Genomic DNA, 23,676 nt, shown 5'->3' on the forward strand with positions numbered 1-23,676 from the left:
GTTTCAGCCGATCTTCGCGTTCTTGCTGACGGTCACCTGGTCGATCTCGGATGTCCGTACGGTGATCTCGATGTTCCAGTCGCCCGCCATGGGGATCTGCACGCCGCTCGCCGTCCAGTGGCCGGTGGTGACGCGGTCCGGGACCACGGGCAGCGGGCCGATCTTCTTGGCCTCCTGGGTGAAGGCGACCTTCACCTCGGGGACGTCGAAGGGCTTGCCGTCGGGCTTCTGGACATAGACATGCATCTCGTTGGCGCCCACCCGTGCGGGGTCGATCTGCAGCCGGGCCACGCCCTGGCCGTTCTTGCCACCGGTGTCGAACGACATGTCCAGGGCCAGCGCCCCCGACGTCTCGTCCTGCTGGGTCACGGCCGCCTTCGCCGCCTCGGCCTCCTCCACCGTGCGCCCCGGTTCGGTGGCCGTCAGCACCGTCGTGACGGCGAGCAGGACGACCGCGACGCCCGCCTCCGCCAGCACGGACCGACGTAGACCCGTACGGCCCGGATCCGCGTCCCGTATCCGCTTCTCGCGCGCGCTCGCCACCGCCGCCCGCTGCCGGGCGAGCTGAGCGGCCCGCTCGGAACCCTCGCCGGCCGCCTGTGCGGAGCCGCCCGAGGCGGGCACGGCGACCGGCTCCTTCTCCTCGGCGGCCTCCTTCTCCTCCTCGGTGGCCCACTTCTCCTCGACGACCTCCGTCTCCGCCGCGGCCGGCGCCTCCGCCAGCTGCGAGGTCCACCGGCGCGAGATCCACGCGATGCCGACCAGCACGGCCACCAGGCCGATCTTCACGAGGAGGAGCTGTCCGTACGACGTGCCGGTCAGGGCGGACCAGCTGCCTACCTGGCGCCACGACTGGTAGATCCCGGTCGCGGTCAGGACCAGCACGCTGCCGAACGCGAGCCGTGAGAACCGTCGTACGGCGGCGGTCTCGATCTGTGCGTCGACGGGTGCCCGGAACAGCGCCACGAGCAGCGTCGCCAGGCCGCCCAGCCAGGCGGCGACCGCCAGCAGGTGCGCCACGTCCAGGGGCATCGAGACGCCGGTCTGGATACCGGTCGAGGCGTGCTCGGCCATGGCCCAGCTCGCGGCGAGCCCGGCGGCGACCACGCCGCCGCCGATGGCCAGACCGAAGGTGAGGTCCCGGTCCCGCTGGAGGGACTCGTCGTCGTCCTCGGAGTCCGTGTCGTCTGCGGAGTCCGCGTCGCCTCCCGAGTCCGTGTCGTTCTCGTTCTCGGTGTCGGTGGGCTCCTCGTCGGTCTCGGGCTCGTCGTCCCGCCGGGCGTACGCGCCGAACAGCACCGCGATGAACAGTGCCGCCGCGGCGAGGAGCAGCAGACGGGAGACGAGGGCCGCGCCCGTCTTCGTCTGGAGGACCTGGCCGAGGAGGTCGAGGTCGAAGATGTCGCCGAGCTTGCCGGAACCGGTGTAGGAGCCGCGCAGCAGCAGCATGGAGAGAGTGGCGGTGGTCAGCACGAGCCAGCCGGAGACCACCAGCCGCTGCACGGGCCGTACCCCGGCTCCGCGCTGCCAGCAGGCCAGCACGAAGGCCGCGCCGCCCACCAGCAGGATGAAGCCGGCGTACGACAGATAGCGGGCGAAGCCGTAGAGGCCGCCGACGAGCCCGCCGCCGGCCCCCTGCTCGGGTACCGCGACCGTCGTCTTGGAGGGCGCCCCCACCGAGAAGGTGAAGGCGCCGGAGACGGGGTGGCTGTCCGCCGAGACGACCTGGTAGGTGACGGTGAACGTGCCGTCGGGCAGGCCCGAGTGCAGCCCGACGGCATAGCTGTTGCCGCCCAGATCGGTGACCTCGCCGGTGTCGGCCTGCTTGCCCTTGGGGTCGTACACGCGCACCGAGCCGTCGGACATCGCGACCTTCTCGGAGAAGGTGAGCGACACCTGGTCCGGTGCCTCCCGTACCACCGACCCCTGTTGCGGGTCGCTGACGGTCAGCGCGGCGTGCGCGGAGACGGGCACGGCACCGGCGAGCAGCGCCCCGACGGTGGCGAACAACAGCAACAGCAACGGCCTCAACCGGCTCACCGGTGCTACCTCCCTCAGTGACCGCTGGTCGGCTGGTACGTCGCCGACTTCACGGGCATCTCGACCGTGATGGCCTCGGACTTGGTGAAGCTCAACCGCAGGGACACCGTCTCGCCTTCCTTCGGCTTGCGCTTCAGGTTCTCGAACATCAGGTGGTTTCCACCGCTCTCCAGGACGAGTTCGCCGTCGGCCGGGACCTTCAGACCCGCGACCTCCCGCATCGACTGCCCGCTCGTCTCGTGGACCGTGACGTCCTGGGCGAGGTCGCTGGTCACGGAGGTCAGCTCGTCCGCCGTACCGCCGTCGTTCTCGATGACGAGGTAACCGGCGGCCATGGCGTCCGTGACGGGCTGCGGCATGTAGGCCGCCTTCACGGACAGTTTCGCGGCGGAGGAGTCGCCGGAGGCGGAATCGGTGGAGCCGCAGCCGGTCAGGGCGACGAGCGCGGCGGCGGTGATCAGGACGGGGCCGGCCAGTGGTCTCACGGGTTCTCGCCCTTGAGCAGCTTCGGCAGGTCCTTCTCGTAGTCCTGCACGGTGGTGCCCTCGCCGTACAGCACATAGCCGCCGTCGGTCTTCGGCGAGAACGCGATGACCTGGGTGCCGTGCTCGGAGACGGTCTTGCCGTTCTTGTCCTTGGTCGGCGGGGCGATGGAGATGCCGAGGGTGCGGGCGCCGGCCTGGATGTCGTCGAAGTCGCCGGTCAGGCCGACGATCTCGGAGTCGATGCCCTTGAGCCACTTCCCCAGTTCGGCCGAGGTGTCGCGCTCCGGGTCGGTGGTGACGAAGACCAGCCGCAGGTTCGCCAGCTCCGCCTTCGGCACCTTCTTCGCGATCTCCTTCTTGGCGACCGCGAGGTTGTTCATGGTGAGCGGGCAGACGTCGGGGCAGTTGGTGTAGCCGAAGTAGATCAGCGTCGGCTTGCCCGCGGTCTCCTTCCGGAGGTCGTACGACTTGCCGTTCGTGTCGGTGAGGACCAGGTCGGGCTTGGTGAACGGCTGGTCCAGGACCGTGGCGGCCTTCCGCGGGCCGGTGTCGGAGACCTCGGCGACCGAGGTGGTGGAGCTGTCGCCCGTGCCGCAGGCCGAGAGGCCGAGAACGGCCGCGACCAGCAGGGCGCCGGCCGCGAACGTCTTCTTCTTGGTGTTCGTGCGCATGAGAAATGTCCAGTGGGTTCGGGCCCCGGCGCGCACGGGTGCACCCGTGCGCGCCGAGGGGAAGGGCCGGGAAGCCGGAGACTCAGGCGTTCGTGCGCCGGCGGCCGGCCAGGACGCCGTACGCCACGCCCGCGGCGCCGACGACGATGCCCACGACGCCGAGGACGCGGGCGGTGGTGTCGCTGCTGTCGGCGGGCGCGGCGCTGGTCTCCTTCGACGCGGCCTCGGCGTCGTCGGCGTCGGCGTCCTTCGAGTCGTCGGAGGCGTTCGAGGCGCCGGACGAGCCGTGGTGGTCGTCGGACGCGGCGGACAGCGCGAGCACGGGCGCCGGGTTGTCGGGCTCCTCCTGGCCGTCCTTCGGCACCTCGATCCAGCGGACGATCTCCTTGTTGGAGTACGTCTGGATCGCCTTGAAGACCAGTTCGTCGGTGTTCTCGGGGAGCTGACCGATGGAGACCGGGAACTTCTGGAAGAAGCCCGCCTTGATGCCGGCCCCGTCCGCGGTCCAGGTGATCTTGGAGACGGCCTCGTCGATCTGCTCGCCGTGCAGCTCGAGCGGCTTGTCGAGCTTGGCCTTGGTGACCTTGATGTCCCAGCCCGGGACGGCCTCCGGCTGGGCCGAGGCGAGCGGGTGGTCGGTCGGGAAGTTCACCTCGAGCTTGGTGGTCGTGGCGTCGTCGCGCTCGTTGGGGACCTTGAAGTTGACGGTCGCGTACCCGCCCTTGGCCGCCGTGCCCTCCGCCGCGACGCTGACGTGGGCGAACGCGGGGCCGGACAGGAGGAGGACGGCCGAGCCGGCGAGGGCGCCGACGGCGGCGATACGAGAAGCCTTCATGACTGGTGACACTCCACAGTGAGTGAGGAAGAAGAGAGGACTGGGGCAGCGCACGCCGCGAGCCGATCAAGCCGGCCAGGGTCGAGTCGCCCGGTCGGAGCCGCTGGGCCCGGATCGGGAGCGGTGCGCGGGTCCCGTCGCCGGGCGACGGGCTCCTTCTCCTCGGGGTGGAGTGAGTGCGCGTCGGATCAGGCGGCGAGAGCGAAGGCGGGCGCGGCGGCCGGGGGTCCGCGGCGGACCAGGGTGTGCTGGAGCGCGGTCGTCCGCAACGCGGTGGGCGCCGCGTACGTGGTGCGCGGGGCGCGCGTACCGGCCTCCGGCGCACCCGGGAGCCCGGACCGCAGGGCCAGCGTCAGCGCGAGCGCTCCGCGCAGCGACCGTACGAGCGGCTCCTGGGCCGCCAGCCGGGTCAGGCGAAGCAGGGCGAGGTCGCCGTGGCGCAGCACCCACCCCGCGGCCACGGCCGCGAGGACGTGGCCGAGCAGCATGGGCAGGGACGGCAGGAGAGCGGCGGTGGATCCCGGCGCGGTCGTCATGGCGTCCGCCGGGTCGTGCGTGACGTGCGTGCCGCCGACTCCGGCGTCGATGAGGATGCGCCGGGCCTTGTCGGGGCTCAGGGCCGCCGCGGTCGTGCCGCACACGAAGCGGGCGGCGCGCTCGACGAGGGCCGCGTCCATGGTCTCGGTGGAGCGTGCCGCGGTCGTCGTCCCGTGCTGGTTCAGGCCGAAGAGGATGTGCAGCACGGTCTGGCCCACCGCCAGGAGTGCCGCGATGCCGGGGAGGGAGCGCTGCCGTCCGGCCAGGGCGGCGGCGACGCAGAAGGTACCGACGAATCCCACACCCAGGCTCCACAGCGGAACCGTCGCGCACGAGGCGAGCGCGTGGCCGGCGCCGGCCAGCACGACGCAGACCGCGGCGAACACCGCGGCCCGCACGACCCGGAGGTCGCCTCCGGCGCGGGTCCGGCGTGACGCGGCCGGGCGGTGGGGGTGGGGGGCAGTCATGGCGGGCCCATCATCGCACCGGGGCGCTCCGCTGGGTTCGGCGGGTTCATGGGTGGGGGTACGGGGTGGGAGGGGGCGGTGTTCACGTGGGGACTCGGGTCACCCCGGGCGGCGCCCACCTACGAAAGGTGTGGGTGATTCGGAAGGGTTCGGTCCGCATACACCGAATGTGCGGGGGGCGCATCCGCCGTATGGGCGGACAGACGGGGTCCGGGCGATTGCGCGCGGTCCTCTGCGGCAATACGTAACGGTATGTCGAGCCGCGGCCGGGAGGCTGGAGCATGAGCATCTGGTGGTCACTCCATTTGCGGCGCGAGGCTGCGAGCGTGCCGCTCGCCCGGCGGCTGCTGATCGGCACGATGGAGACCGCGGGCGTCGATCCGGACGTCTCCTACGACCTCTCCATCGCCCTCAGCGAGGCCTGCGCCAACGCCGTCGAGCACGGTGGCGCGATCCCGGCCGGCACCACCACCGAGGCGTACCGGGTGACCGCCTACCTCGACGGTGAGAAGTGCCGGATCGAGGTCGCCGACTCCGGCCCGGGCTTCCCGCACCGCCATCCGGTCCGCCCCGCCCCCACCGACGCCGAGGACGGCCGCGGACTCTGTCTCATCCGGGAGCTCGCCGACCACGTCCACATCGGCAACAAACCGGGCCGCGGCGGCGCGGTCGTCAGCTTCGACAAGATCCTGAAGTGGCGCGACGGCGCACCCCTGGTGGCCGTCTGAGTCGTCTGGAGCCGTCCAGAGCCCGGATTCTTCCGGCCCTAGGAGATGCCCCGGCCCGGCGCCTCCAGGAACCACCCGCCCCTCAGATCTGGTGCGGCTCCAGATCCCTCCCCACCCGCTGCCAGCCCCGGACCAGCGTGGTCACCGGGTGGCTCCGGCCCAGTAGTTGGGTCAGCCGGGTCGCCGCCTTCTCCTGGAGCCCCGCGGCCTCCCCGTCCCCCGTGGCCCGCAGCGTGATCGCCAGATTGCCCATGCCGACCAGCACATCGGGGTGGTCGGCGCCGAACCGTCGGCGCAGCCCCTCCACGGCCTGGCGCTCCGAGCGCTCGGCGTGGTCGTACAGGCCCCGGTCCCCGTACGCGTTGGCCAGGTTGAGGCCGGCGGAGAGCACGGCCGGGTGGTCGTCCCCGAGCGTGGCCGCCAGGCAGTCGCGGGCGTGGCGGCTCAGTTCCTCCGCCTTCTCGGTGTTGCCGAGGGCCCGGTGGTACATGGCGAGGTTGTTGAAGCAGTACATGGTGAACGGGTGTTCGGCGCCGAACGAGTCCTGGTACCCGTCCAGCACCTCCTCGACCTGGTGGACCGCCCGCGCGGCGCCGTCCTCGGGATCCGTGGCGAAGTAGTCCGCGGCGAGGTTGAGTCCGCAGGCCAGGACCTCGGGGATGGTGCTGCCGTAGCGGTCGTGGTAGCGGGCGTACGTCTTCCAGGTCTCCTCGGTGATCCGCAGGGCCTCTGCGGTGCGGCCCGCCTTGCGCAGCGAGACCGCCAGGCTCTTGTCGGCCTGGAGGACCTCGGGCACCCCCGGATTGAACACCTGTTCGAAGCTCTCGCGGACCTCGCGCAACAGCTCGGCGGAGGTCCGGTAGTCCCCGAGGTCGCGCAGGTCGCGCGCGTGGTGCCCCTTGGTCGCGAGCGTGTAGGGATGGGTCGGGCCGAGCAGCGCGGTGCGGCGGCGGACCGTGTCCTCGGTGAGCCGGCGGGCGGCTTCGCTGTCGCCGGCCAGCCGCAGGTCGATGGCCAGGTTGTTGGCCGCCGAGAGCGTACGCGGATGGTCGTCGCCGAAGATCTCCTTGAAGCCCAGGTGGATGCGCAGGTCCAGGTCCAGCGCCTCCTTGTAGCGGCCCAGCGCGCGCAGGTCGGCGGCCAGACTGCCCGAGGTCATCAGGATGTTCGGATGGTCCTCGCCCAGCAGCCGGCGCTGGCCGTCCAGGGTCCGCTCGTCCATCGCCCGCGCGGCCTGGTAGTCGCCCTGCGAGCGCATCACGTTGGCCAACTGGAAGCGGAGGTTGAGGACCTGCTCGTCGTCGCCGTCCAGGATCTCGTTCGTCCACAGCTCGTCGAGGTCGGTGGCCAGGTCGCGGGCGGCCTGGAGGTCGCCGCGTTTTCCCAGGTAGCGGACGCGGTCCACCATCAGCTGGCGGGGCTCCTCCTCCGCGCACTCGCGGATGTTCGAAGGCATCAGATGCGGCCAGATCACCTCGAACCCGAGCCACTGCGCGGGATCGTCCACGGCGCCCTCGCGCGGCCGGGCGGCGGCCAGGATGCGGTGCACCTCGTGGATGGTCTCCACGTACCGCTGGTCGTCCAGACTGTCCCGCACCGCCGCCTGCACCAGCCGGTGCACCTGGATGGAGTTGTCGGCGGAGTCGACCTTGGCGAGGGCGAAGCGGTTCAGGGCCTGGGTGACGCGGCCGAGCATGTAGCGGGCGCGTAGGTCGCGGTCGTAGGGCAGCAGGGCGTCGATCATCGCGTCGCTGCTGATCAGGGTCATGGAGATGGGCTCGGCGGAGAAGAAGGCGCACAGTTCGAGCAGCCGGGCGGCGGCCGGGGACTCCTCGCGCAGCCGGGTGATGGAGATGTTCCAGGTGGCGCCGACGGAGGACGGGTACTCCACCGCGTTCACCGCCTCCTGCACCGACAGCACCCGGGTGGACTGCTCCCGCAGCTGGTCGATGTACTCCTCCACCGGTGTCGCCGTCGCCTCCAGCCAGGCCGCCGCGACCTCCACGGCCAGCGGCAGGTCGCCCAGGGCGTCGGCGACCCGGTCCGCGTCGGCGTCGCGCAGTCCGGGCACCCGGCGGCACAGGTGCTCCACGCTCTCCTCGCGGGTGAAGACCTCCATCTCCAGCGACTGCACCAGCGTCGAGCCGGGCCGGTCGCGGGTGGTGACCAGGATGTGCCCGTAGACGTGGTCCCGCAGGGGAGCCGTCTGGCCCGGGAAGAGCGGCAACGCCAGGTTCAGGTCCGGGACGTTGTCGAAGATCAGCAGCCAGCGGGCGCACGGGTCGCCCTGCCGGAGGGCTCTCATCGCCGCCTCCGCCGCCTCGGAGACGTCGTCGCCGACCGGCAGGTCCAGTTCCTGCGCGAGGGCGGCCACCTTGGGCAGCACCAGGTCCGGCTGTTCGGCGTCGATCCACCACACCAGGTCGTAGTCCGCCTTGAACCGGTGGGCGTACTCGCGGGCCAGCTGGGACTTGCCCACCCCGCCCAGACCGTGCAGCACCTGCGGCAGCCGTTGCCCGGAGCGGCCGCTGACCAGGCGCTCGCGCAGCCGGTCCAGGATCGGTGAGCGGCCGGTGAACCACGGGTAGCGGGGCTGGACGTTGGAGATCCGGGTGCCGGTGTTGGGGAAGCGGGCGCCGCCGCGCGGCGGCGCGGACAGGACGTCCGGGTGGTCGAGGCTCGTCAGCAGGGTCCGGTACGCCCGTTCCTCGTCCAGCCGGGTGAGGTCGATGGCGCCCCGGGAGGAGTGCGGCAGGCTGAGCCGGACGTCGTCGACGCGGACCGCCACCGGCCGGTTCCCCGGCTTGCGCCCGTCGGCGTGCACGGCGTCCTCCCAGGCCCGGCGCGCTCGCCGGGAGTCGAGGAAGGCGGGGGAGACCACGGCGAGCAGCCGCTCCGAGCCGTCGGCCGTGTCCTCGGCGCCGGACGCCGCCCGGCCGTCGTCCCCCGGCAGTCCCCCGGCGTCCTGCGGCAGCGCCCGGACGTCCATCGGCGCCACGTCGAAGCCGGCGTCCCGCAGCACCGACTCCAGCCAGTCGACCCACATCCGGTCCTCGGAGACGTAGTACAGCACCAGCCGGGAGACGGGCAGCGGGCGCCGCCGGGTGTACGCGGCCTTGTACCGGGCCCGCTTCTCCTCACCGATCAGCGGGAGCCGGGTGACCCGGCCCTCGGTGATGACGGAGGTGACCCGTTCGCAGGCGCTCAGCATGGAGTTCGCCGTCTTCGGCGGGTCGCCGAAGGCCGCCAGGATCTCCTCGTAGGCGTAGTACGGCTGGTAGAGGACCTCCATCGAGGACCAGTAGTCGGTCAGCCGGTCGCCGTCCAGGCCGGCGGGCAGTCCGGCGAAGCGCTCCCGGGCCAGCGCGCGGCCCGCGTCGAGCTTGTCCTTCTCGCCGAGGTCGATGCGCATGGCGAGCGGCAGGATCCGGATGCCCTTGTGGCCGAACCGCTCCCGGATGCTCTGCGCGACGGCGGCGGCGCCCTCGATGCTCTGGCCGCTGAGGGTGTAGCAGACGACGAGGGTGTGGGGCATCTGCACGGTGCAGACGTCGGCGAGGTCGCTGAGTCCCGTACGGCTGTCGATCAGGGTGTAGTCGTAGTGGCGCCGCATGTCCGCGCGCATCGCCTCGAAGAACTGGCCGCCGCCGTAACTGGCGTAGAAGAGGTCCCAGTCCATGTTGCCGATCACGGGGTAGTCGTCGTGCCGCCGCCCGGCGGAGAGGAAGTCCAGGCTGCCGCCCTCGGGGAACGTCCAGTCGAGGGTCAGCGCGTGCGGCCGGACGCGGGCGTACCTGCGGTGCCAGTCCGGGGCGCGGTCGGGCAGGTCACGCAGGGCCTCCCGGCGGTAGTCGCTGATGAGATTGCTCAGCCCGGGGGTGGCCCGGAGCATCGCGGGGTTGAGAAAGGGGTGGAAGAACTTGTGCAGGCCGGGGGCCTCCAGGTCCCAGTCGACGGCCAGGACGCGGTGTCCGCCCGCGGCCAGGATCCACGCCACGTTCGCGAGCGTCATGGTCCGGCCGGTGCCGCCCTTGTACGAGTAGAACGTGATGACCGTGCCGTTGCGGTTCTCCGTCATGCGTCTGCCGTCCTCCGCCCTGTCCGACCCGCTCTTGCCGTACTTCCGTACGTCCCGGTGACACCGGGGCCTAGCCGCCCAGGTCCGCCGGGCCCCGCAGCCGCGGGGGTGCGACGAGGGGTCCCGCCGGTGGATAGGTCCGTGCGTGTGCCTCGTAGGAGGCGACGGCCTGTTTCACGGCCGTCTGCAGTTCGTTGCCGAAGGCGTCCAGGGTGCGGATGCCGCCGTTGAGGGTCCGGTGGCCGCTGCCCTCCGTCGTCCGCGTGGCCAGGGCCCTCTCGGTGAGCGCCGCCAGCCTCTTCTCCCGCGCCGGACCGGCGTCGTCGTCGCACCGGGGGATCATCACGCTGATCCACGGCCGCTGCTCCTCGCACAGCCGTTCCATCAACTCCCGGCCGCGGGCGGAGGCGAGGGCCCACCGGTCGAGCAGCAGCAGTCCGGGGGCACGGGGCGGGCCGGGGCCGAGCAGCCGGTCGGCGTCCTTCTCGAAGTCCCCGATGTTGACCTTGTAGTCCATGGTGCGCACCAGGTCCGCCGCGTGTTCGCCGAGCGGGCGCGTCGACGCCGGGTGGTACGGGTTCCAGTCGCGCGGCAGCTGTCCGTAGCAGTCGGGTTCACGGCCCGGTGGCAGGTCGGAGCGGGTGCACGCCATGACGGTGATGTCGAACTCCGGGGGGTGGCCCGAGGTGCCGAACGCGCTGGGCAGCGACTCGTACTCGTCGTACGTCTGCCCCTCGTCCAGTTCGGTGACCTTGGCGACGTGCACGATCTGCTTGGCCAGCCGGTACAGGGCCCGTTCGTACTCGTCCCTGAGGTAACGGAGTTTGGTGAGCCCGTAGAACCCCTCCTCCGCGTAGTCCTGGCCGAAGGACACATGGTTGAACTGGAGGTCCTTGGCCGCGTGCGGTAGTTGAGCGGGTTCCACGGGCACCCATAACGCGGGGATGATCGCGTGCTCCCGGGTGGCGCCGCCGCGGGCCCGGTGGCTGATCTGCCGCTGGCTGAAGGCCCACCACTCCCGCCCGCACTGCTCGCTGATGAAGTAGCGCGGCGAGTACAGGGGGACGAACACCTTGCAGCGCGCGAGGTTCTCCGACAGCTCGTCCGTCCACCGGGTGCCGACCGCCATGCCCTGGTCCAGGAAGCCGGCCCGTGCGCCGCGCGGCAGATCGGTCATCTGCATGATGTGCGCGCAGAGCCCGTCGTACAGCTTTCTCACCCAGATGTTCGGATCCGTGTCACCGGCGTCATTTCGCGGCGTGTGCGCGTAACTGAGGAAGAAATAAGGGCTTCCGCCGCCCCTGGCCGCATCTCCTCGCACCCATGCCCCCCGATGCCCGGACTTTCCTCAGTGTAGGAAGCGGGCAGGGGCACGTGGAATATGACGAACGGGCCCAATGTCCCGGCGCCGGCTCGCCCCACGCACCGCTCTCGAACAAGCAAGCGGAAACCCGGAACCGTGGAGCCCTCGCACCCCCCTCACTCCCGCGCGCTCTGCCGCGCTCCCCCTCACTCCCCTCTCGCTCCCCCGCACTCCCCACCCGCTCCCCTACGGCCGCACAGCCCGCCGGTGCTCCTCCGCCTCCCGCCGGGCCGCCCGCAGGGCGTCCGCGCTCACCTCGTCCCTCGCCAGCGCCTCCCGGAGCCCCGCCACGAACCGCTTCCCGGCCTCCGTCAGCGCCCCGGAGTCCGCCAGCGTCCCCGCCGCCTCCGCCGTCTGGTCCCGCCACCGGGAGAACCGCACCTCGGCCCCCGGATCGCCTCCGCCGCGCCACCGGGCCCGCCAGAAGTCGACCACCGCGAGATGCGCGTACGTCCCCTGCAGCAGCCCCTCCAGCGGGCGCGGGTCGGGACGCCAGGGCGCGTAGAACAACGTCTCGCAGGCCGGGTCGTGGAGGTCGACCAGATCCAGCACGGCTCCCAGCTTCACGTGCTGGAACTCATGGACGAGGAGCAGCGCCAGGTTCTCCGGCGCGGACGGACGGGCGATGGCCACCGCGCCGAAGGCGTCACGCGCCGCGGAGCTGATGTCCATGCCCTCGCGGGAGGGCGCGAGAGGTGTGATCACCCGGAGCCCGGCGGCGATGCCCGGCGCGTACAGGGGCAGTTCGCGCCGGATCCAGGCCCAGGCCTCGGTCAGGTCGGCCCGCCACGCCTCGGCCTCGCCCTCGGTGAGCCGGGGATGCGCCGGATGATCATGGCAGTCCCGCCAGGGATCGGTGTCCTCCAAGGTCACGGTCCAGCCGTCCAGTTCGAACCGCCGGCTGCCCCGCCAGGCGGGATCCCCGGCGCCGCTCGGGGCGATCGCGTACGTCCGTTCGCCCACATGGACCGTGCAGCCGTCGACGTCCGTGCGCACCAGGGCCCGTTCGGCGCCGGCGTCCACCGTCAGCGTCCCGAGCGTGGGCAGCCGCACCAGCCCGCCGTGCACCGGGACGACCAACGACGCCCGACGCCCGGCCCGCAGCGCTGCGGCGGCGGCGATCTCCGCCATTCCGCGAGCGGCGGTCGCCGCCGCCGCCTCGGCGCTCCCGATCGGTGCCGTCGGCGTACGGGCCCCGAGGGCGGTCAGTGCCCAGGACCGCATGTAGGGGTGGGCCAGCACCCGGTCCACGGCTTCGGGGGCCTCGCTGTCGAGGGCGGTCAGCGTGTCCCACGCCTCCTGGGTGCCCCACGCCTCCTGGGCGGCCTCCGACGCCGGCGCGGGCGTCGTCTCGTGCCGGACGAGGCCCAGCAGTTCACGGGCCAGGGCGAGCTGGTGGCGGGCCAGCAGGTCCACCGTGGCGCCCGTGCCGCGCCCGGTGGCCAGTTCGGCCAGGTGGTGGTCGGCGAGCGCCGGCCGCGCGGACTGGTCGGTCATATGACGGTCCCGGAGGTCGGTGATGAGGGACAGCAGGTCGGAGCAGTACACGGACGGATTGCGGAAGCCGCTGCCGTCGGAGCGGTACCGGTGGGCGTAGAGGCCGCCGCCGCACGAGCGCACCACCGGGCAGGCCCGGCACTGCTCGGCCAGCCCGTCCAGGCCCTGCTGACGGGCCACGATGCCCGGATGCGCGGCGACCTCGTCCAGGGAGTGGCCGAACACGTCCAGGCCGGTGGCGGGCGCCCCGTCGTGCGCGGTCTTGAGGGAGTCCGCCTGCTCGAAGGTCCCGTCGGTCTCGATCACGGCGAGATCGGTGGGCGCCAGCCCCAGCGACTCGGTCAGGCTGCTCTCGCCGCGCAGGGTCCTGAGCACCGATTCGAACACCCGGACGTCCATGGAGCGGCCGGTCGCGGTCCAGCGGTCGTGGGCGGCCAGCAGCCAGCGCGCGTACGCCGTGTCGGCGCCGTCGCCGTCCGGGCGCGCGGGGGGCTCGTCCCAGGTGGCGTGCGGGAGGAGGAAGTCGACGCGGGGCGGGGCGAGCGCGGCGAGTGCGTCATGGACGGCGACCGGGTCGTTGCGCAGGTCGACGGTGCAGAGGATGCCCGCGAAGAGATGGCGGTGGCGGGGCCGGTTGAGCAGGGCGATGCCCCGGAGGACCCGGTCGTGGCTGCTGCGCCCGTCGGCGTAGCGGCGGTGCAGGTCGTTCGCGGTCCGGTCGCCGTCCAGCGAGACACCGACCTTGATGTCGAACTCGTCGAACAGGTCCAGGAACCGTTCGTCGAGCGTGACGGCGTTGGTGTGGATCCGCAGGTCCAGCTCGCACACGCCGCTCAGGGCGGCCCTCAGCTCGGTGGCGGCCCTGCGCAGCCGGGTCCGGCCCGCGAGGAGGGGCTCACCGCCGTGCAGGACCACATGGACGGCGGCCAGCCCGTGCGCCCCGGCGTGTTCGGCGATGCGCTCCGCCGTGCGGCGCAGGACCTCGTCCGACACCACCACGGGCCGACGGCTCCAGCTCTGGTCGGCGTGCTCGTACACGTAACAGTGGTCGCACGCGAGGTCGCAGCGACTGTGCATCTTCAGCACGAACTGACGCAGAGGCAGGGGCGGTCGGCCCATGACGGTCATGTGATGTCGATGGTCCCGGCGGGGTCGGTGGGCGTGGGCGGTGTCAGACGGAGGACTGGAAGGCCGCCACCGCGACCCTTGCCGGACCCCGGCGTTCGGCGCCGTGGGAGACGGCACGGGTCAGGGCGGGCGAGAGCGCGCCGCCGCTCCGCGCCGCCAACTGCACCAGGGACACCCGCTCCGGACCGACGGCGGCCGTGGGGCCCGACTCTTCGGCCGTGGGGTCGAGGGATGCGTTCATGGGGACCTCATCAATCTGTGCGTGGAAACTGACGGGGTTGCGGAGTCTTGCGGCTCGATGAAGCAGATGCCGACAGAAATTTCTCACTCGAGCACCGGCTGCAGAAGAAGTTAGCGGCCGACCGGGCGAACAGCGCCGAATATCCGGTCGGCTGCTGGTCGCGACCAGAACATAGCCGACGCCGAGGAGTCCTTCGGACGGCACCACAAGCCTCGTCCGAATTCGGGGCGGCAAACGTGAGAACCGTCTCACCGCCCGCCGCGAGCACGGCCGTTGAGCGGAAGATCCCCCGATCCGGCCCGCTTCGGGCTCCTCGGCACTCTCAGCCCCCGCACAGCCGTCCCCCAGCCCCCTGACGGACCGCGTCCCTAACTTCACGGCCATGACGGGAAACCGCAGAAGCAAAACGATCACCCGGCGCCGCGCCCTCGCGGTGACCGGCGGGACGGTCGCCCCCGGTGGTCTGGCGGTCGCCGGCCACCGGTCGGCGTTCGCGAACGGTACGACCAGCACCGCCGAGGCGACGGCCACGGCCGCCACGACGAGCACCGCCGACGGTTGCACCCCGGCCCCCGGCGCCGCCGTGGAGATCTGGCACTGCGACGCCTGGGGCTACTGCTCCGACTACGCCACCGCGCATCCCGGCGGCTCGGCGCCCGGCGAGAGCGAGGACGGTTCGACCGCCGACGACGCCTCCTACCTCCGCGGATATCAGATCGCGAACGCGAACGGGGTCGTCAAGTTCGAGACCGTCTTCCCCGGTTGGTACACCCCGACGACGAGATCGCCCGGGAGGTCCTCGCGCTGGAGCCCTGCTCCCGGCACACCGGCAGCTACACCACCCTCGACGACGACATGGTGTACGACGCCGGCGGCGAGGGCGGTTCGCCGCCGTCGGGCGAGCCCCCGACGGGCGCCCCCGCCGACAACGCCACGGCCGCCGCGTCGGCCTCGTAGGGTACGGCCATGAGCAGCCGCGAGGACGAGACGCTCGCGCGGGCCGCCGTGGCCGCGCTGACCCGGCAGTTGGAACTCATGCCCAAACCCGGTCTGCCCGACCCGCGCGACCTCGGCGCCCGGATCACCCGGCAGGACCACCGCGCCCTGCGCTGGTCGGCGAAGGCGCTGGTGCCCGGGCTCGCGGCGATGGCGGCCTGCGCCCGCCGCAACGGTGCGGCGACACCCGAACTCCGGGCCGAACTCGGGGGAATCGGCCGCTGCACCGAACACTCGGTGCAGCTCGCCGGGGGCGGCCACCGGGGCGCCACCTGGGTACTCGGGCTCCTGGTCGCCGCGGCGGCGATGGACCCAGAGGCGCGGGGGCGTGAACTGGCCGCCACCGCGAAGAAGATCGCCGCGCACCCCGACCGGCGCGCGCCCCGGCGGCCGTCCCGGGGATCGTCGGTCTCCGCCAAGTACGGGGCGGCCGGGGCCCGGGGCGAGGCACGGGCCGGATTCCCCCATGTGCGGCGGGCGTTGGACGTGCTGGCGAAGGCACGTACGGCGGGGACGCCGGAGGCGGACGCCCGGCTCGACGCGCTGCTCACGGTGATGTCGACGTTGCAGGACACCGAGTTGCTGTACACCGCCGGGCCGCGTGGGCTGCGGCATGTGCAGGCGGGGGCGCGTGGGGTGATCGACGCGGGGGGTACCGGCACGGCGGCGGGGAGGGCGGCGCTGGAGGCGTTCGACGTGGATCTTCAGGAGCGGGGGTGGAGCCCTCGGGGGAGTGGGCCGTTGTTGGCGGGCGCGTTGTTCGTGGACGCGCTGCCTGTCGCTGCCGCGTAGGGTTCTGTCCCCCTCAAACGTCCGTCCGGTGGGGGCTTCTCGCGCAGTTCCCCGCGCCCCTCAAGGGGCGCGGGGAACTGCGCGAGAAGCCCCCACGCACCCGCAGCCGAAAAACCGGCTCCCTCAGCCCCGCAACGAGGCCATCCACAGCTCGATCTCGTCCGACCGGCGAGGCAACCCGGCGCTGAGGTTGCGGTTGCCGTCGTCCGTCACCAGGATGTCGTCCTCGATGCGGACGCCGATCCCCCGGTACTCCTCGGGGACGGTGAGGTCGTCGGCCTGGAAGTAGAGGCCGGGCTCGACGGTCAGCACCATCCCCGGCTCCAGCGTCCCGTCGACGTACGACTCCACGCGTGCCGCGGCGCAGTCGTGGACGTCCATGCCGAGCATGTGCCCGGTGCCGTGGAGGGTCCACCGGCGCTGGAGTCCCAGCTCCAGCACCCGCTCCACGGGACCCTCGACGAGCCCCCACTCGACCAGCCGTTCGGCCAGCACATGCTGTGCGGCGTCGTGGAAGTCGCGGTACTTGCCGCCGGGCCGCACGGCGGCGATACCGGCCTCCTGGGCGTCGTACACGGCGTCGTAGATCTTCTTCTGGATCTCGCTGAACGTGCCGTTGATCGGCAGGGTGCGGGTCACGTCGGCCGTGTAGTACGTGTGCGTCTCGACGCCCGCGTCCAGCAGCAGCAGGTCGCCGGAGCGGACCGGACCGTCGTTGCGGACCCAGTGCAGCGTGGTGGCGTGCGGGCCGGCGGCGCAGATGGAGCCGTAGCCGACATCGTTGCCCTCGACCCGGGCACGCAGGAAGAACGTGCCCTCGATGTAGCGCTCGGACGTGGCCTCGGCCTTGTCCAGCACCCGTACGACGTCCTCGAAGCCGCGCACGGTCGAGTCGACGGCCTTCTGCAGTTCGCCGATCTCGAAATCGTCCTTGACGAGCCGCGCCTCGGACAGGAAGACCCGCAGCTCCTCGTCGCGCTCGGCGGTGACCTTGTCGGTGAGGGCCGCCTCGACGCCGGCGTCGTGGCCGCGGACGACGCGGACCGGTCCGGTGGCCTCGCGCAGCTTGTCGGCGAGTTCGCGCACGTCGGCGGCGGGGATGCCGTACAGCTTCGCCGACTCGGTCAGCGAGTGGCGCCGGCCGACCCACAGCTCACCCTGGCCGGAGAGCCAGAACTCGCCGTTCTCCCGGTCGGAGCGGGGCAGCAGATAGATCGTCGCGTCGTGGCCCTCACCCGAGGCCGAGGGCTCCAGGACGAGGACGCCGTCCTCGGTCTGGTTGCCCGTGAGGTACGCGTACTCGACCGATGCCCGGAAGGGGTACTCGGTGTCGTTCGAGCGGGTCTTCAGGTTGCCCGAGGGGATCACCAGGCGGTCGCCGGGGAAGCGCGCGGAGAGCGCGGCGCGACGGGCGGCGGTCTCGGCGGCCTGCGCGATCGGCTCCAGCCCGTGCAGCTCGGTGTCGGCCCACCCCGACTTCATGCTCTCGGCCAGCTCGTCGGACACGCCCGGGTACAGGCCGTTCTTGCGCTGCTTGATGGGCTCTTCGGCTTCGGTCGCCTCGGTCTCCGGGATCGCCGGCTCGAGCTCGTCCGCCACGGTCATCCTCCTAGGTACGGCACTGGACCCCGTCCATCGTACGGTCGCACCGCAGCGGCCGAGAGGCCCGCGACCCCCTCTCACCAGGGGTCACCGCCCCCTCACACGAGGCAGTCACGGGGGCGCCCACCGCGTCAGGCCGCCGGCAACGCACGGCGCAGACGGCACCAGGCACGTGTCCGGCACGGCGTACGCGCGGGGCGCGGGGGCGACGCCACAGGCCGCCGCGCCCGACCCCGCCCGTGATCGCGGAGGCGCCCTGCTCGAACCCGTCGACCTACTCGAACCGCGCCGCCAGCAGCACGACGTCCTCCGTGCCGTGCGCCTCGTCGAGGCCGTTCGGGAGCATGGTGCGGAGGATGTGGTCGGCGAGGGCGCCGGGGTCGTCGCGCAGTGCTCGGGGGACGCCGGCGGCGGCAGCGTGGAGGCGGGTGAAGGCGCGGTCGACGGGCTCGCCGGTGCGCTGGAGGAGGCCGTCGGTGTAGAGCAGGACGGTTTCTCCTGGTTCGGCGGTCAGCTCGATGCTGGGCGCCTCCCAGCAGGCGAGCATGCCGAGCGGCGCGGACAGGGACGTCTCCACGTACTCCGTGCGCCGGTTGCCGATCACCAGCGGCGGACTGTGCCCGGCCCCGGCCAGGGTGATCTTGCGCAGCGCGGGTTCGACGTAGGCGAAGAGCGCCGTGGCGGAGCGGGCCGGTTCGGTGAGCCGCAGGAGCAGCTCCAGGTCGGAGAGGACCGCGACGGGGTCCTCCCCCTCCATGACGGCGTAGGCGCGCAGCGAGGCCCGCAGTCGGCCCATCGCGGCGACGGCGCTCGGCCCCGACCCCGTCACCGAGCCGACCGCGAGGCCGAGCGCGGCGTCCGGCAGCGGCAGCGCGTCGTACCAGTCGCCACCGCCGCGCGGCCCGGTGCGGTGCCGTGCGGCGAGCTGGACGCCGAAGACGCGGGGCAGCCGGGAGGGGAGCAGCTCCTCGGCGATGGTCGCCATGGCCGTGCGCGTGCGCTCGACCTCGACGAGCCGGGCCAGGTGCTCGGCGGCGTACCGGGTGTACAGCCCGACGAGATGCCGCTGCCGCTCGACGGGCTCCGCGGGCTCGTCGTACAGCCAGACGGCGGCGCCGAGCCGGCCGGCCTTCTCGGTGGACAGAGGGAGGGCGTAGCTCGCCGCGTAGCCGAGCCGGGCGGCGACCTCGCGGTGGCGGGGATCGAGCCCGTCCTCGGCGAACAGGTCGGGCTGGGCGATCTCGCCCTCGCCGCCGGGCGGTCCGTCGAGGATGCGGCCGTACGGCAGGGAACTGCGGGGCACGGTCTCGATGTGCCCGAGGTCGGCGCGGCCGAGGCCGAGGCCGACGGTGGTGTCCGGGCCGAGTCCGTCGGCCGGTTCCAGGACGACGAGGCCCCGTCGGGCGCCGACGAGAGCGGCTCCGGCGTGCAGCAGTTCCGTCAGGGCGCTGTCGAGCGAGTCCGTGCGGGTCAGGCGTTCGGTGAGTTCGTGCAGCGTCGTGAGGTCCGAGACCCAGCCCGCGAGTCTGTCCTGGAGCACGGCCCCGGGGGCGGTGCCCGGTCCTGTGGCGGGAGGGGCCGCCGGGGTGCTCGGGGCGGCGGGCGCGGGCGCGACAGTGTGTGCGGGGGAGGGAACCGTTGAATCGATTCCAGCCACTTTCGGAGGGTGAGGGGCGTTCATGGTGTCCGGCTTTCCGACCGGTGCGTATTGCTCAAAAGCATCGCAAACCCCCATGTCATTCTGCGCCGCTAGCAGTGTCTCCACATGTACACGCACTCGTGAGGGGATGTCCAGCATTGTCCTGCTGGGACATCTGGTGTCCATGGGGCGCCGTTGTGCGAACGCAGACTTCTTGTCCAGTCCTTTGGAGAAAGCTAAGTTGGCCTAAAAGTGTTGTGGTGAACGGTGTATTGAGGTCGACTGGCCTTGTTCAACAGAGCGTCACAGCGGTCGTGATGGGTACGTACCCGGTGAAGGCCAGGGGCGGCGGAGGCCACCCGGAACCTGGCGACGGACCCGGGCGTCCTATCCACCGACGACCGAGCCCCATCCTCCCGTGGCGGAGGCGGCGAGCACACGCGGGACAGCAAAACGCCAGGCGCCGCCACCCCTACGCCATGCCCATGCTTTTGACAGACGCAAGTCGACGCAAGCGATGGACGCGGACGTAACCGAGCTCGGCCCGCAGGGGTTCCCCTTGTCCGCGACAGGGGTGTGATGCGCCAGCAGGTACGCACAGTGCAGTGAACGACACATGTTGTGATGTGACCCACGGTGTTGCCATGCGTGCAACGGAAAGGACGAGCGCTCATGCGCGAGATCCCCGGAAAGCGACGCAGGCTCCTGTCCAAGCGCAACGGCGGGAGGCCCGAGCTTCTTGAGCAGGCCCTGACGTTCGCGACGGAATGGCAGTGGCCCGTACTCCCGGGGGTGGCGCCTGACCCGCAGGGCCGTGCCCGCTGCGGTTGCCCGGACCCTGAGTGTGTGGTGCCCGGCGCTCACCCCTTCGACCCCGGCCTGCTGGCCGCCACCACCGACGAGCGCATGGTCCGCTGGTGGTGGACCAACCGCCCGACCGCGCCGATCGTGATGGCCACCGGAGGCACCGCCCCCTGCGCGGTGAGCCTGCCGGCGCCGGCCGCCTCACGCGCCCTCGCCGCCCTCGACCGCACCGGCATGCGCCTCGGCCCCGTGGTCGCGGCCCCGCACCGCTGGGCGATCCTCGTCGCGCCGTACTCCATGGAGCAGTTGGGCGAGCTGCTCTACGCCAAGGACTTCGTCCCCGGCTCCCTCCGCTTCCACAGCCAGGGCGGCTATCTCGCCCTGCCCCCGTCCGAGACCGGACACGGCCTGATCCGCTGGGAGCGGGCACCCCTGCCCGGTTCGGCCGCGCCCTGGGTGCCCGACGTCGAGGCGGTCGTGGACGCCGTCGTCGACGCCCTCACTCGTACGGGTGTGAGCGCGCCCGAGTTCTGAGCCCGCCCGGCGCGCGCGGGACCGGGCGCCCCCGGTCGGTCGTTATCTTCCGGACATGCAGCGTCTTCCCAGGGGCCACGCGGCCCCGTCGCGCGGCCGTCACAGTGCTCCCCCGCCCCGGAGCCGTAGAGCAGCCGAGAGCCGTAGGGCGCCCGCCTCGGCGCGCGGCGGGCCGGATCCGCGTCGGCTGCGCCTCGCGGGACTGACCGCCGCGGTCGCGGTCGCCCTCGGTCTCCCCCTCGTCGCCTCCGCCGGCCCGCTCGGCGACCTTCCCGCGTCCGAGCGCGCCTCCACCCCCGAGCAGGGGTCGACCTCCGAACTGGAGCGTGCCGCCGGGCGCGTCGGCGCCGCCACCGGCCTCGGCTCCCGGGACGGCAGCGGCGACGCCGGGGGCACGGCCGGGTCCGGGGACGGCCCGGACGGATCCGGCGGCGATGTCGAGAAGTCCGCCGACCGCGCCGATCAGAAGGCGGGCGGTGCCGAGGGGCCGGACGCGAGGCCCGCGGACGACGCCGGCGCCCCGGACGACGGCCAGGGTTCCTCGCGGCTGCTCGGCCTCGGACTCGCCACCGCCGCCCGCTGCGGTCCCGACCTCACCTCCCCCGACGGCATCGAGGCGCAGACCTGTGTCCTCACCCAGGGCGACCGGGCCTGGGCCCGCACGTACTACCGCAACGTCACCGGACGTGAACTGAGTTCGATCCTCAGCATGATGGCGCCCGGCGGGCACACCGTACGGATCCACTGCGCCGTGGGCGCGCACGACGAGCCGGGGGTGTGCGAGACGCCGAGGGAGCGTACGCGGGGCGGGACGGGGGCGTACACGGCCGTCGCGGAGTTCGCGGCACCGGACGGCGGGGGACCGCTGTTGCTGCGCTCAGGGAGCAACTCGGGCCGTTCGTAAGGGCGTTGACGCCCAGGGGGTTTCCGTCCAGTGGGGCCGTCGAGGAACCCGGGCATGAAAAGACCCGGTTGCTGGCGACGGGGGATGCACCAGCAACCGGGCTAATGGAACCGTAACAAGAGATCGGCGCTTCGCAAATTCGATCTCGGCTATTCGGACACGAATTGGCCTGTCACGTAGGGGAGTTGTGACAGGAGTCACCACACTTCGAACGCACTCGGTCGGCCGACCGCCCCGTCGGCGCGATAGCCCGCGTCAGCTCAGCGTGACCTGTCGGTTGGTGAGACCACCGCGCGCCCGGCGTTCCTCCGGCGTGAGCGGGGACTCGTCGGCCAGAGCGCCGGCGAGCCGCTCGGCGAACTCGGCCGCCGGCTTCTCGACGTCGTCCGCGCCGACCCCGCTCGGCAGGTCCCAGACCGGCACGGTGAGGCCATGAGCACGGAAGGAGCCGACCAGCCGGGTGCCCTCGCCGAGGCTCGAACGTCCCGCAGCGTGCAGCCGGGCGAGCGCGTCCAGCAGGCGCTCCTCGGCGTGCGGCATGACCCAGCGCAGGTGGTTCTTCTCCGGGGTCTCGCACCAGTAGGCCGCGTCGACGCCCGCGAGCTTCACCGTCGGGATCGCCGCGGAGTTGGCGCGCTCCAGGGAGGCGGTCACCTCCGGAGTCGCGTTCTCCGTGTCCGGGACCCAGAACTCGAAGCCCGTGTGCACAACTGGCTCGAACTCACCTTCGGGGTCGAGCAGGTCCTGAAGCCGCGGCCCGTCGGCCGGGGCGCGCCGTCCCTGAACCGGAGTGCCCGGCTCGGCGACGAGGGCGCGCTGCAGAGTGTCGGCGAGGTCGCGGCTGATGTCGCCGGACGCGGTGTCGTTCTGCAGGCCGAGCAGGATCGAGCCGTCGTCGCGGCGCAGCGCGGGCCACGCCATGGGCAGGACGGTGGCGAGCGTCACCGACGGGACGCCCTCGGGGAGCGCGTCCTTCAGCTTCAGCTCGACGGTGGCGGCGGGCACCAGCTCGCGCAGCGCGACCCAGTCGCACTCGCCGGGCAGGCCCTCGAAGGGGCGCTGCACCAGCTCGGTCACGGCCTGGGCGGCGGCCCGGCCGTGGCAGGCCTTGTAGCGGCGGCCGCTGCCGCAGGGGCATTGCTCGCGCGCGCCGACAACCGGAACCTGCCCATCGGCGCCTGCGGCGCCGACTCCGCCGGTGCCCTGCGGGCGCTTGGCCTTCGTGTGGGGTCGCTTCTTGGCCATCGTGGGTGTCTCCCGATCACGGCTCGTCTCGTACTCGCGCGAGCCTAGCCGCTCGTACGACGCCCGACGGGACCCTGTGGACAACGCACCGAGTCGTCCCGGAACCGGCGGTTCGGGCCGGGATGTGCCCGGCGCGGCGCCGTGGCCGGAAGTGCCCGGCCCGGTCAGGACATGTCCCCCGTCGGTCCAGGTGGCCGCCGGTCCACGTCCCCGTTCGGTCCATGCGCCCGTCAGTCCATGTCGTCGAACGCGTCCGCGAAGTCCAGGTCGGGGAGGGCGGAGACCGAGGGGGCGACGACCCGGGTGGCGAAGTCGTCCCGGCGGTGGGCGCGGTAGACGTCGTCCTGGACGACGACCCACACCGTGACCTCACCGTGGGCGTCGTCCCGTACGCCCCAGTCGTCCGCCAGTGCCGTGACGATGTTCAGCCCGCGGCCGCCGTGTGCGGTGACCGAGGGCGTGGACGGAACAGGGCGGGTCGGACCACCGCCGTCCGTCACCTCGACCGTGAGCCGCCCCGAGGGATCCATGCGCCAGGAGCAGCGCACGTCGCCGTCGCCGGCGAACGCGTCGCCGAGTGGCCTGCCGTGTTTGCAGGCATTGCTGAGTAGTTCGGAAAGGATCAGTAGGGCATCGTCGATGACCGATTCCGCCACACCGCCGGTGCGCAACTGATCGCGCATCCGGTGCCTCGCTTCCCCCACGCCCGCAGGGCCATGGGGTACGGCCATGCTCGACGACGTGGGCACCTCCTGTGCCACCACCAACGCCACCCCCGAGACCTCCTTCGCCCCACGCCACGGTGTGAATGCCCCATTGGACTGGACTGGAAACCGGCCAACCCACGTGCTCTGACGCACTCCTCACACTCGAATACGGACCGAACGCGCCGGTGCACACCCCGTAGCCGGATGGCTGAATTTCGTCCCTGATATGCCGACTTGTCCCCGCCCTGAGCCCGGCCGGCTTGGCGGAATTCTTACCTCCGCCAACCACCGTGCGGGGGCGACGCAGGGGCGTGACGGGGTGGTCGCAGGTGTGAACAGGGGCGTGTTCGGAACTGTCGCGGAGCGTGTGTGCGGAGTTGTCC

Annotated in this window: 18 protein-coding genes; 5 read left to right on the top strand and 13 right to left on the bottom strand. The window is 72.2% G+C overall.

What is annotated here, in order from left to right; all coding sequences use genetic code 11:
- Positions 1 to 3 precede the first annotated feature (3 nt).
- The 5 genes from ACZ52C_RS12035 to ACZ52C_RS12055 all read right to left on the bottom strand — a co-directional run bounded on the left by ACZ52C_RS12035 (position 4) and on the right by ACZ52C_RS12055 (position 5,035).
- Complete coding sequence (locus ACZ52C_RS12035) at positions 4 to 2,040, bottom strand: copper resistance CopC/CopD family protein (RefSeq protein ID WP_469074589.1); 2,037 nt, start codon at positions 2,038 to 2,040, stop codon at positions 4 to 6.
- Positions 2,041 to 2,054: 14 nt separating this feature from the next.
- Complete coding sequence (locus ACZ52C_RS12040) at positions 2,055 to 2,525, bottom strand: copper chaperone PCu(A)C (RefSeq protein ID WP_469074590.1); 471 nt, start codon at positions 2,523 to 2,525, stop codon at positions 2,055 to 2,057.
- Complete coding sequence (locus ACZ52C_RS12045) at positions 2,522 to 3,196, bottom strand: SCO family protein (RefSeq protein ID WP_469074591.1); 675 nt, start codon at positions 3,194 to 3,196, stop codon at positions 2,522 to 2,524. The genes ACZ52C_RS12040 and ACZ52C_RS12045 overlap by 4 nt, the downstream gene beginning before the upstream one ends.
- An 82-nt stretch (positions 3,197 to 3,278) precedes the next feature.
- Positions 3,279 to 4,031 carry a YcnI family copper-binding membrane protein gene (locus ACZ52C_RS12050; RefSeq protein WP_469074592.1) on the bottom strand — a complete coding sequence of 251 codons (753 nt, stop codon included), beginning with the start codon at positions 4,029 to 4,031 and terminating at the stop codon, positions 3,279 to 3,281.
- 188 nt (positions 4,032 to 4,219) lie between these two features.
- Positions 4,220 to 5,035: a hypothetical protein gene (locus ACZ52C_RS12055; protein WP_469074593.1), complete on the bottom strand. Its 816-nt coding sequence runs from the start codon at positions 5,033 to 5,035 to the stop codon at positions 4,220 to 4,222.
- 281 nt (positions 5,036 to 5,316) lie between these two features.
- Here ACZ52C_RS12055 and ACZ52C_RS12060 point away from each other — a divergent pair, with 281 nt between their 5' ends.
- On the top strand, positions 5,317 to 5,763 hold the full coding sequence (locus ACZ52C_RS12060) for an ATP-binding protein (protein ID WP_469074594.1): 447 nt from the start codon (positions 5,317 to 5,319) through the stop codon (positions 5,761 to 5,763).
- A gap of 82 nt (positions 5,764 to 5,845) precedes the next feature.
- On the opposite strand, the gene fxsT is transcribed toward ACZ52C_RS12060, so the two are convergent.
- The 4 genes from fxsT to fxsA form a co-directional block, all read right to left on the bottom strand.
- Positions 5,846 to 9,841: an FxSxx-COOH system tetratricopeptide repeat protein gene (gene fxsT / locus ACZ52C_RS12065; protein ID WP_469074595.1), complete on the bottom strand. Its 3,996-nt coding sequence runs from the start codon at positions 9,839 to 9,841 to the stop codon at positions 5,846 to 5,848.
- Positions 9,842 to 9,911: 70 nt separating this feature from the next.
- Positions 9,912 to 11,162 carry a TIR-like protein FxsC gene (locus ACZ52C_RS12070; RefSeq protein WP_469074596.1) on the bottom strand — a complete coding sequence of 417 codons (1,251 nt, stop codon included), beginning with the start codon at positions 11,160 to 11,162 and terminating at the stop codon, positions 9,912 to 9,914.
- A gap of 228 nt (positions 11,163 to 11,390) precedes the next feature.
- A complete protein-coding gene (locus tag ACZ52C_RS12075) occupies positions 11,391 to 13,829 on the bottom strand; it encodes an FxsB family cyclophane-forming radical SAM/SPASM peptide maturase (RefSeq protein WP_469074597.1) in 2,439 nt (812 codons plus the stop codon).
- Between the two features lie 43 nt (positions 13,830 to 13,872).
- Positions 13,873 to 14,070, bottom strand: a complete 198-nt coding sequence (gene fxsA, locus ACZ52C_RS12080; RefSeq protein ID WP_086805188.1) for an FxSxx-COOH cyclophane-containing RiPP peptide — start codon at positions 14,068 to 14,070, stop codon at positions 13,873 to 13,875.
- Between the two features lie 762 nt (positions 14,071 to 14,832).
- On the opposite strand from fxsA, the gene ACZ52C_RS12085 reads away from it, so the two are divergent.
- Entirely contained in the window at positions 14,833 to 15,027 is a 195-nt protein-coding gene (locus ACZ52C_RS12085; protein WP_469074598.1) for a hypothetical protein, read from the top strand.
- A 9-nt stretch (positions 15,028 to 15,036) separates the two neighbouring features.
- Complete coding sequence (locus ACZ52C_RS12090; protein ID WP_469074599.1) at positions 15,037 to 15,858, top strand: triphosphoribosyl-dephospho-CoA synthase; 822 nt, start codon at positions 15,037 to 15,039, stop codon at positions 15,856 to 15,858.
- Positions 15,859 to 15,981: 123 nt separating this feature from the next.
- On the opposite strand, the gene ACZ52C_RS12095 is transcribed toward ACZ52C_RS12090, so the two are convergent.
- Both ACZ52C_RS12095 and ACZ52C_RS12100 read right to left on the bottom strand, forming a co-directional pair.
- Positions 15,982 to 17,463, bottom strand: coding sequence for an aminopeptidase P family protein (locus ACZ52C_RS12095; protein WP_469074600.1), 1,482 nt, complete (start codon positions 17,461 to 17,463; stop codon positions 15,982 to 15,984).
- Between the two features lie 271 nt (positions 17,464 to 17,734).
- Positions 17,735 to 19,258 carry a PP2C family protein-serine/threonine phosphatase gene (locus ACZ52C_RS12100; protein ID WP_469074801.1) on the bottom strand — a complete coding sequence of 508 codons (1,524 nt, stop codon included), beginning with the start codon at positions 19,256 to 19,258 and terminating at the stop codon, positions 17,735 to 17,737.
- Positions 19,259 to 19,771: 513 nt separating this feature from the next.
- Here ACZ52C_RS12100 and ACZ52C_RS12105 point away from each other — a divergent pair.
- Together ACZ52C_RS12105 and ACZ52C_RS12110 are read left to right on the top strand one after the other, a co-directional pair.
- A complete protein-coding gene (locus tag ACZ52C_RS12105) occupies positions 19,772 to 20,437 on the top strand; it encodes a bifunctional DNA primase/polymerase (protein WP_045558445.1) in 666 nt (221 codons plus the stop codon).
- A 55-nt stretch (positions 20,438 to 20,492) separates the two neighbouring features.
- Positions 20,493 to 21,341, top strand: coding sequence for a hypothetical protein (locus ACZ52C_RS12110; RefSeq protein ID WP_469074601.1), 849 nt, complete (start codon positions 20,493 to 20,495; stop codon positions 21,339 to 21,341).
- Positions 21,342 to 21,596: 255 nt separating this feature from the next.
- Here the strand turns inward: ACZ52C_RS12110 and ACZ52C_RS12115 are convergent, their stop codons facing one another.
- Positions 21,597 to 22,586, bottom strand: coding sequence for a DUF5926 family protein (locus ACZ52C_RS12115; RefSeq protein ID WP_469074602.1), 990 nt, complete (start codon positions 22,584 to 22,586; stop codon positions 21,597 to 21,599).
- A 230-nt stretch (positions 22,587 to 22,816) separates the two neighbouring features.
- Positions 22,817 to 23,446 (bottom strand): ATP-binding protein, encoded by a 630-nt coding sequence (locus ACZ52C_RS12120; protein WP_469074603.1) that lies wholly within the window; start codon positions 23,444 to 23,446, stop codon positions 22,817 to 22,819.
- Positions 23,447 to 23,676: the final 230 nt, after the last annotated feature.

This window comes from Streptomyces sp. NPDC034049, from assembly GCF_055575575.1.

Excerpts from the sequence above, each read along its gene's own strand:
- ACZ52C_RS12045 (WP_469074591.1), bottom strand. The coding sequence starts at position 3,196 with ATGCGCACGAACACCAAGAAGAAGACGTTCGCGGCCGGCGCCCTGCTG.
- ACZ52C_RS12050 (WP_469074592.1), bottom strand. The coding sequence starts at position 4,031 with ATGAAGGCTTCTCGTATCGCCGCCGTCGGCGCCCTCGCCGGCTCGGCC.
- ACZ52C_RS12055 (WP_469074593.1), bottom strand. The coding sequence starts at position 5,035 with ATGACTGCCCCCCACCCCCACCGCCCGGCCGCGTCACGCCGGACCCGC.
- ACZ52C_RS12060 (WP_469074594.1), top strand. The coding sequence starts at position 5,317 with ATGAGCATCTGGTGGTCACTCCATTTGCGGCGCGAGGCTGCGAGCGTG.
- fxsT (WP_469074595.1), bottom strand. The coding sequence starts at position 9,841 with ATGACGGAGAACCGCAACGGCACGGTCATCACGTTCTACTCGTACAAG.
- ACZ52C_RS12075 (WP_469074597.1), bottom strand. The coding sequence starts at position 13,829 with ATGACCGTCATGGGCCGACCGCCCCTGCCTCTGCGTCAGTTCGTGCTG.
- fxsA (WP_086805188.1), bottom strand. The coding sequence starts at position 14,070 with ATGAACGCATCCCTCGACCCCACGGCCGAAGAGTCGGGCCCCACGGCC.
- ACZ52C_RS12090 (WP_469074599.1), top strand. The coding sequence starts at position 15,037 with ATGAGCAGCCGCGAGGACGAGACGCTCGCGCGGGCCGCCGTGGCCGCG.
- ACZ52C_RS12095 (WP_469074600.1), bottom strand. The coding sequence starts at position 17,463 with ATGACCGTGGCGGACGAGCTCGAGCCGGCGATCCCGGAGACCGAGGCG.
- ACZ52C_RS12100 (WP_469074801.1), bottom strand. The coding sequence starts at position 19,258 with ATGCTGGACATCCCCTCACGAGTGCGTGTACATGTGGAGACACTGCTA.
- ACZ52C_RS12105 (WP_045558445.1), top strand. The coding sequence starts at position 19,772 with ATGCGCGAGATCCCCGGAAAGCGACGCAGGCTCCTGTCCAAGCGCAAC.
- ACZ52C_RS12110 (WP_469074601.1), top strand. The coding sequence starts at position 20,493 with ATGCAGCGTCTTCCCAGGGGCCACGCGGCCCCGTCGCGCGGCCGTCAC.
- ACZ52C_RS12115 (WP_469074602.1), bottom strand. The coding sequence starts at position 22,586 with ATGGCCAAGAAGCGACCCCACACGAAGGCCAAGCGCCCGCAGGGCACC.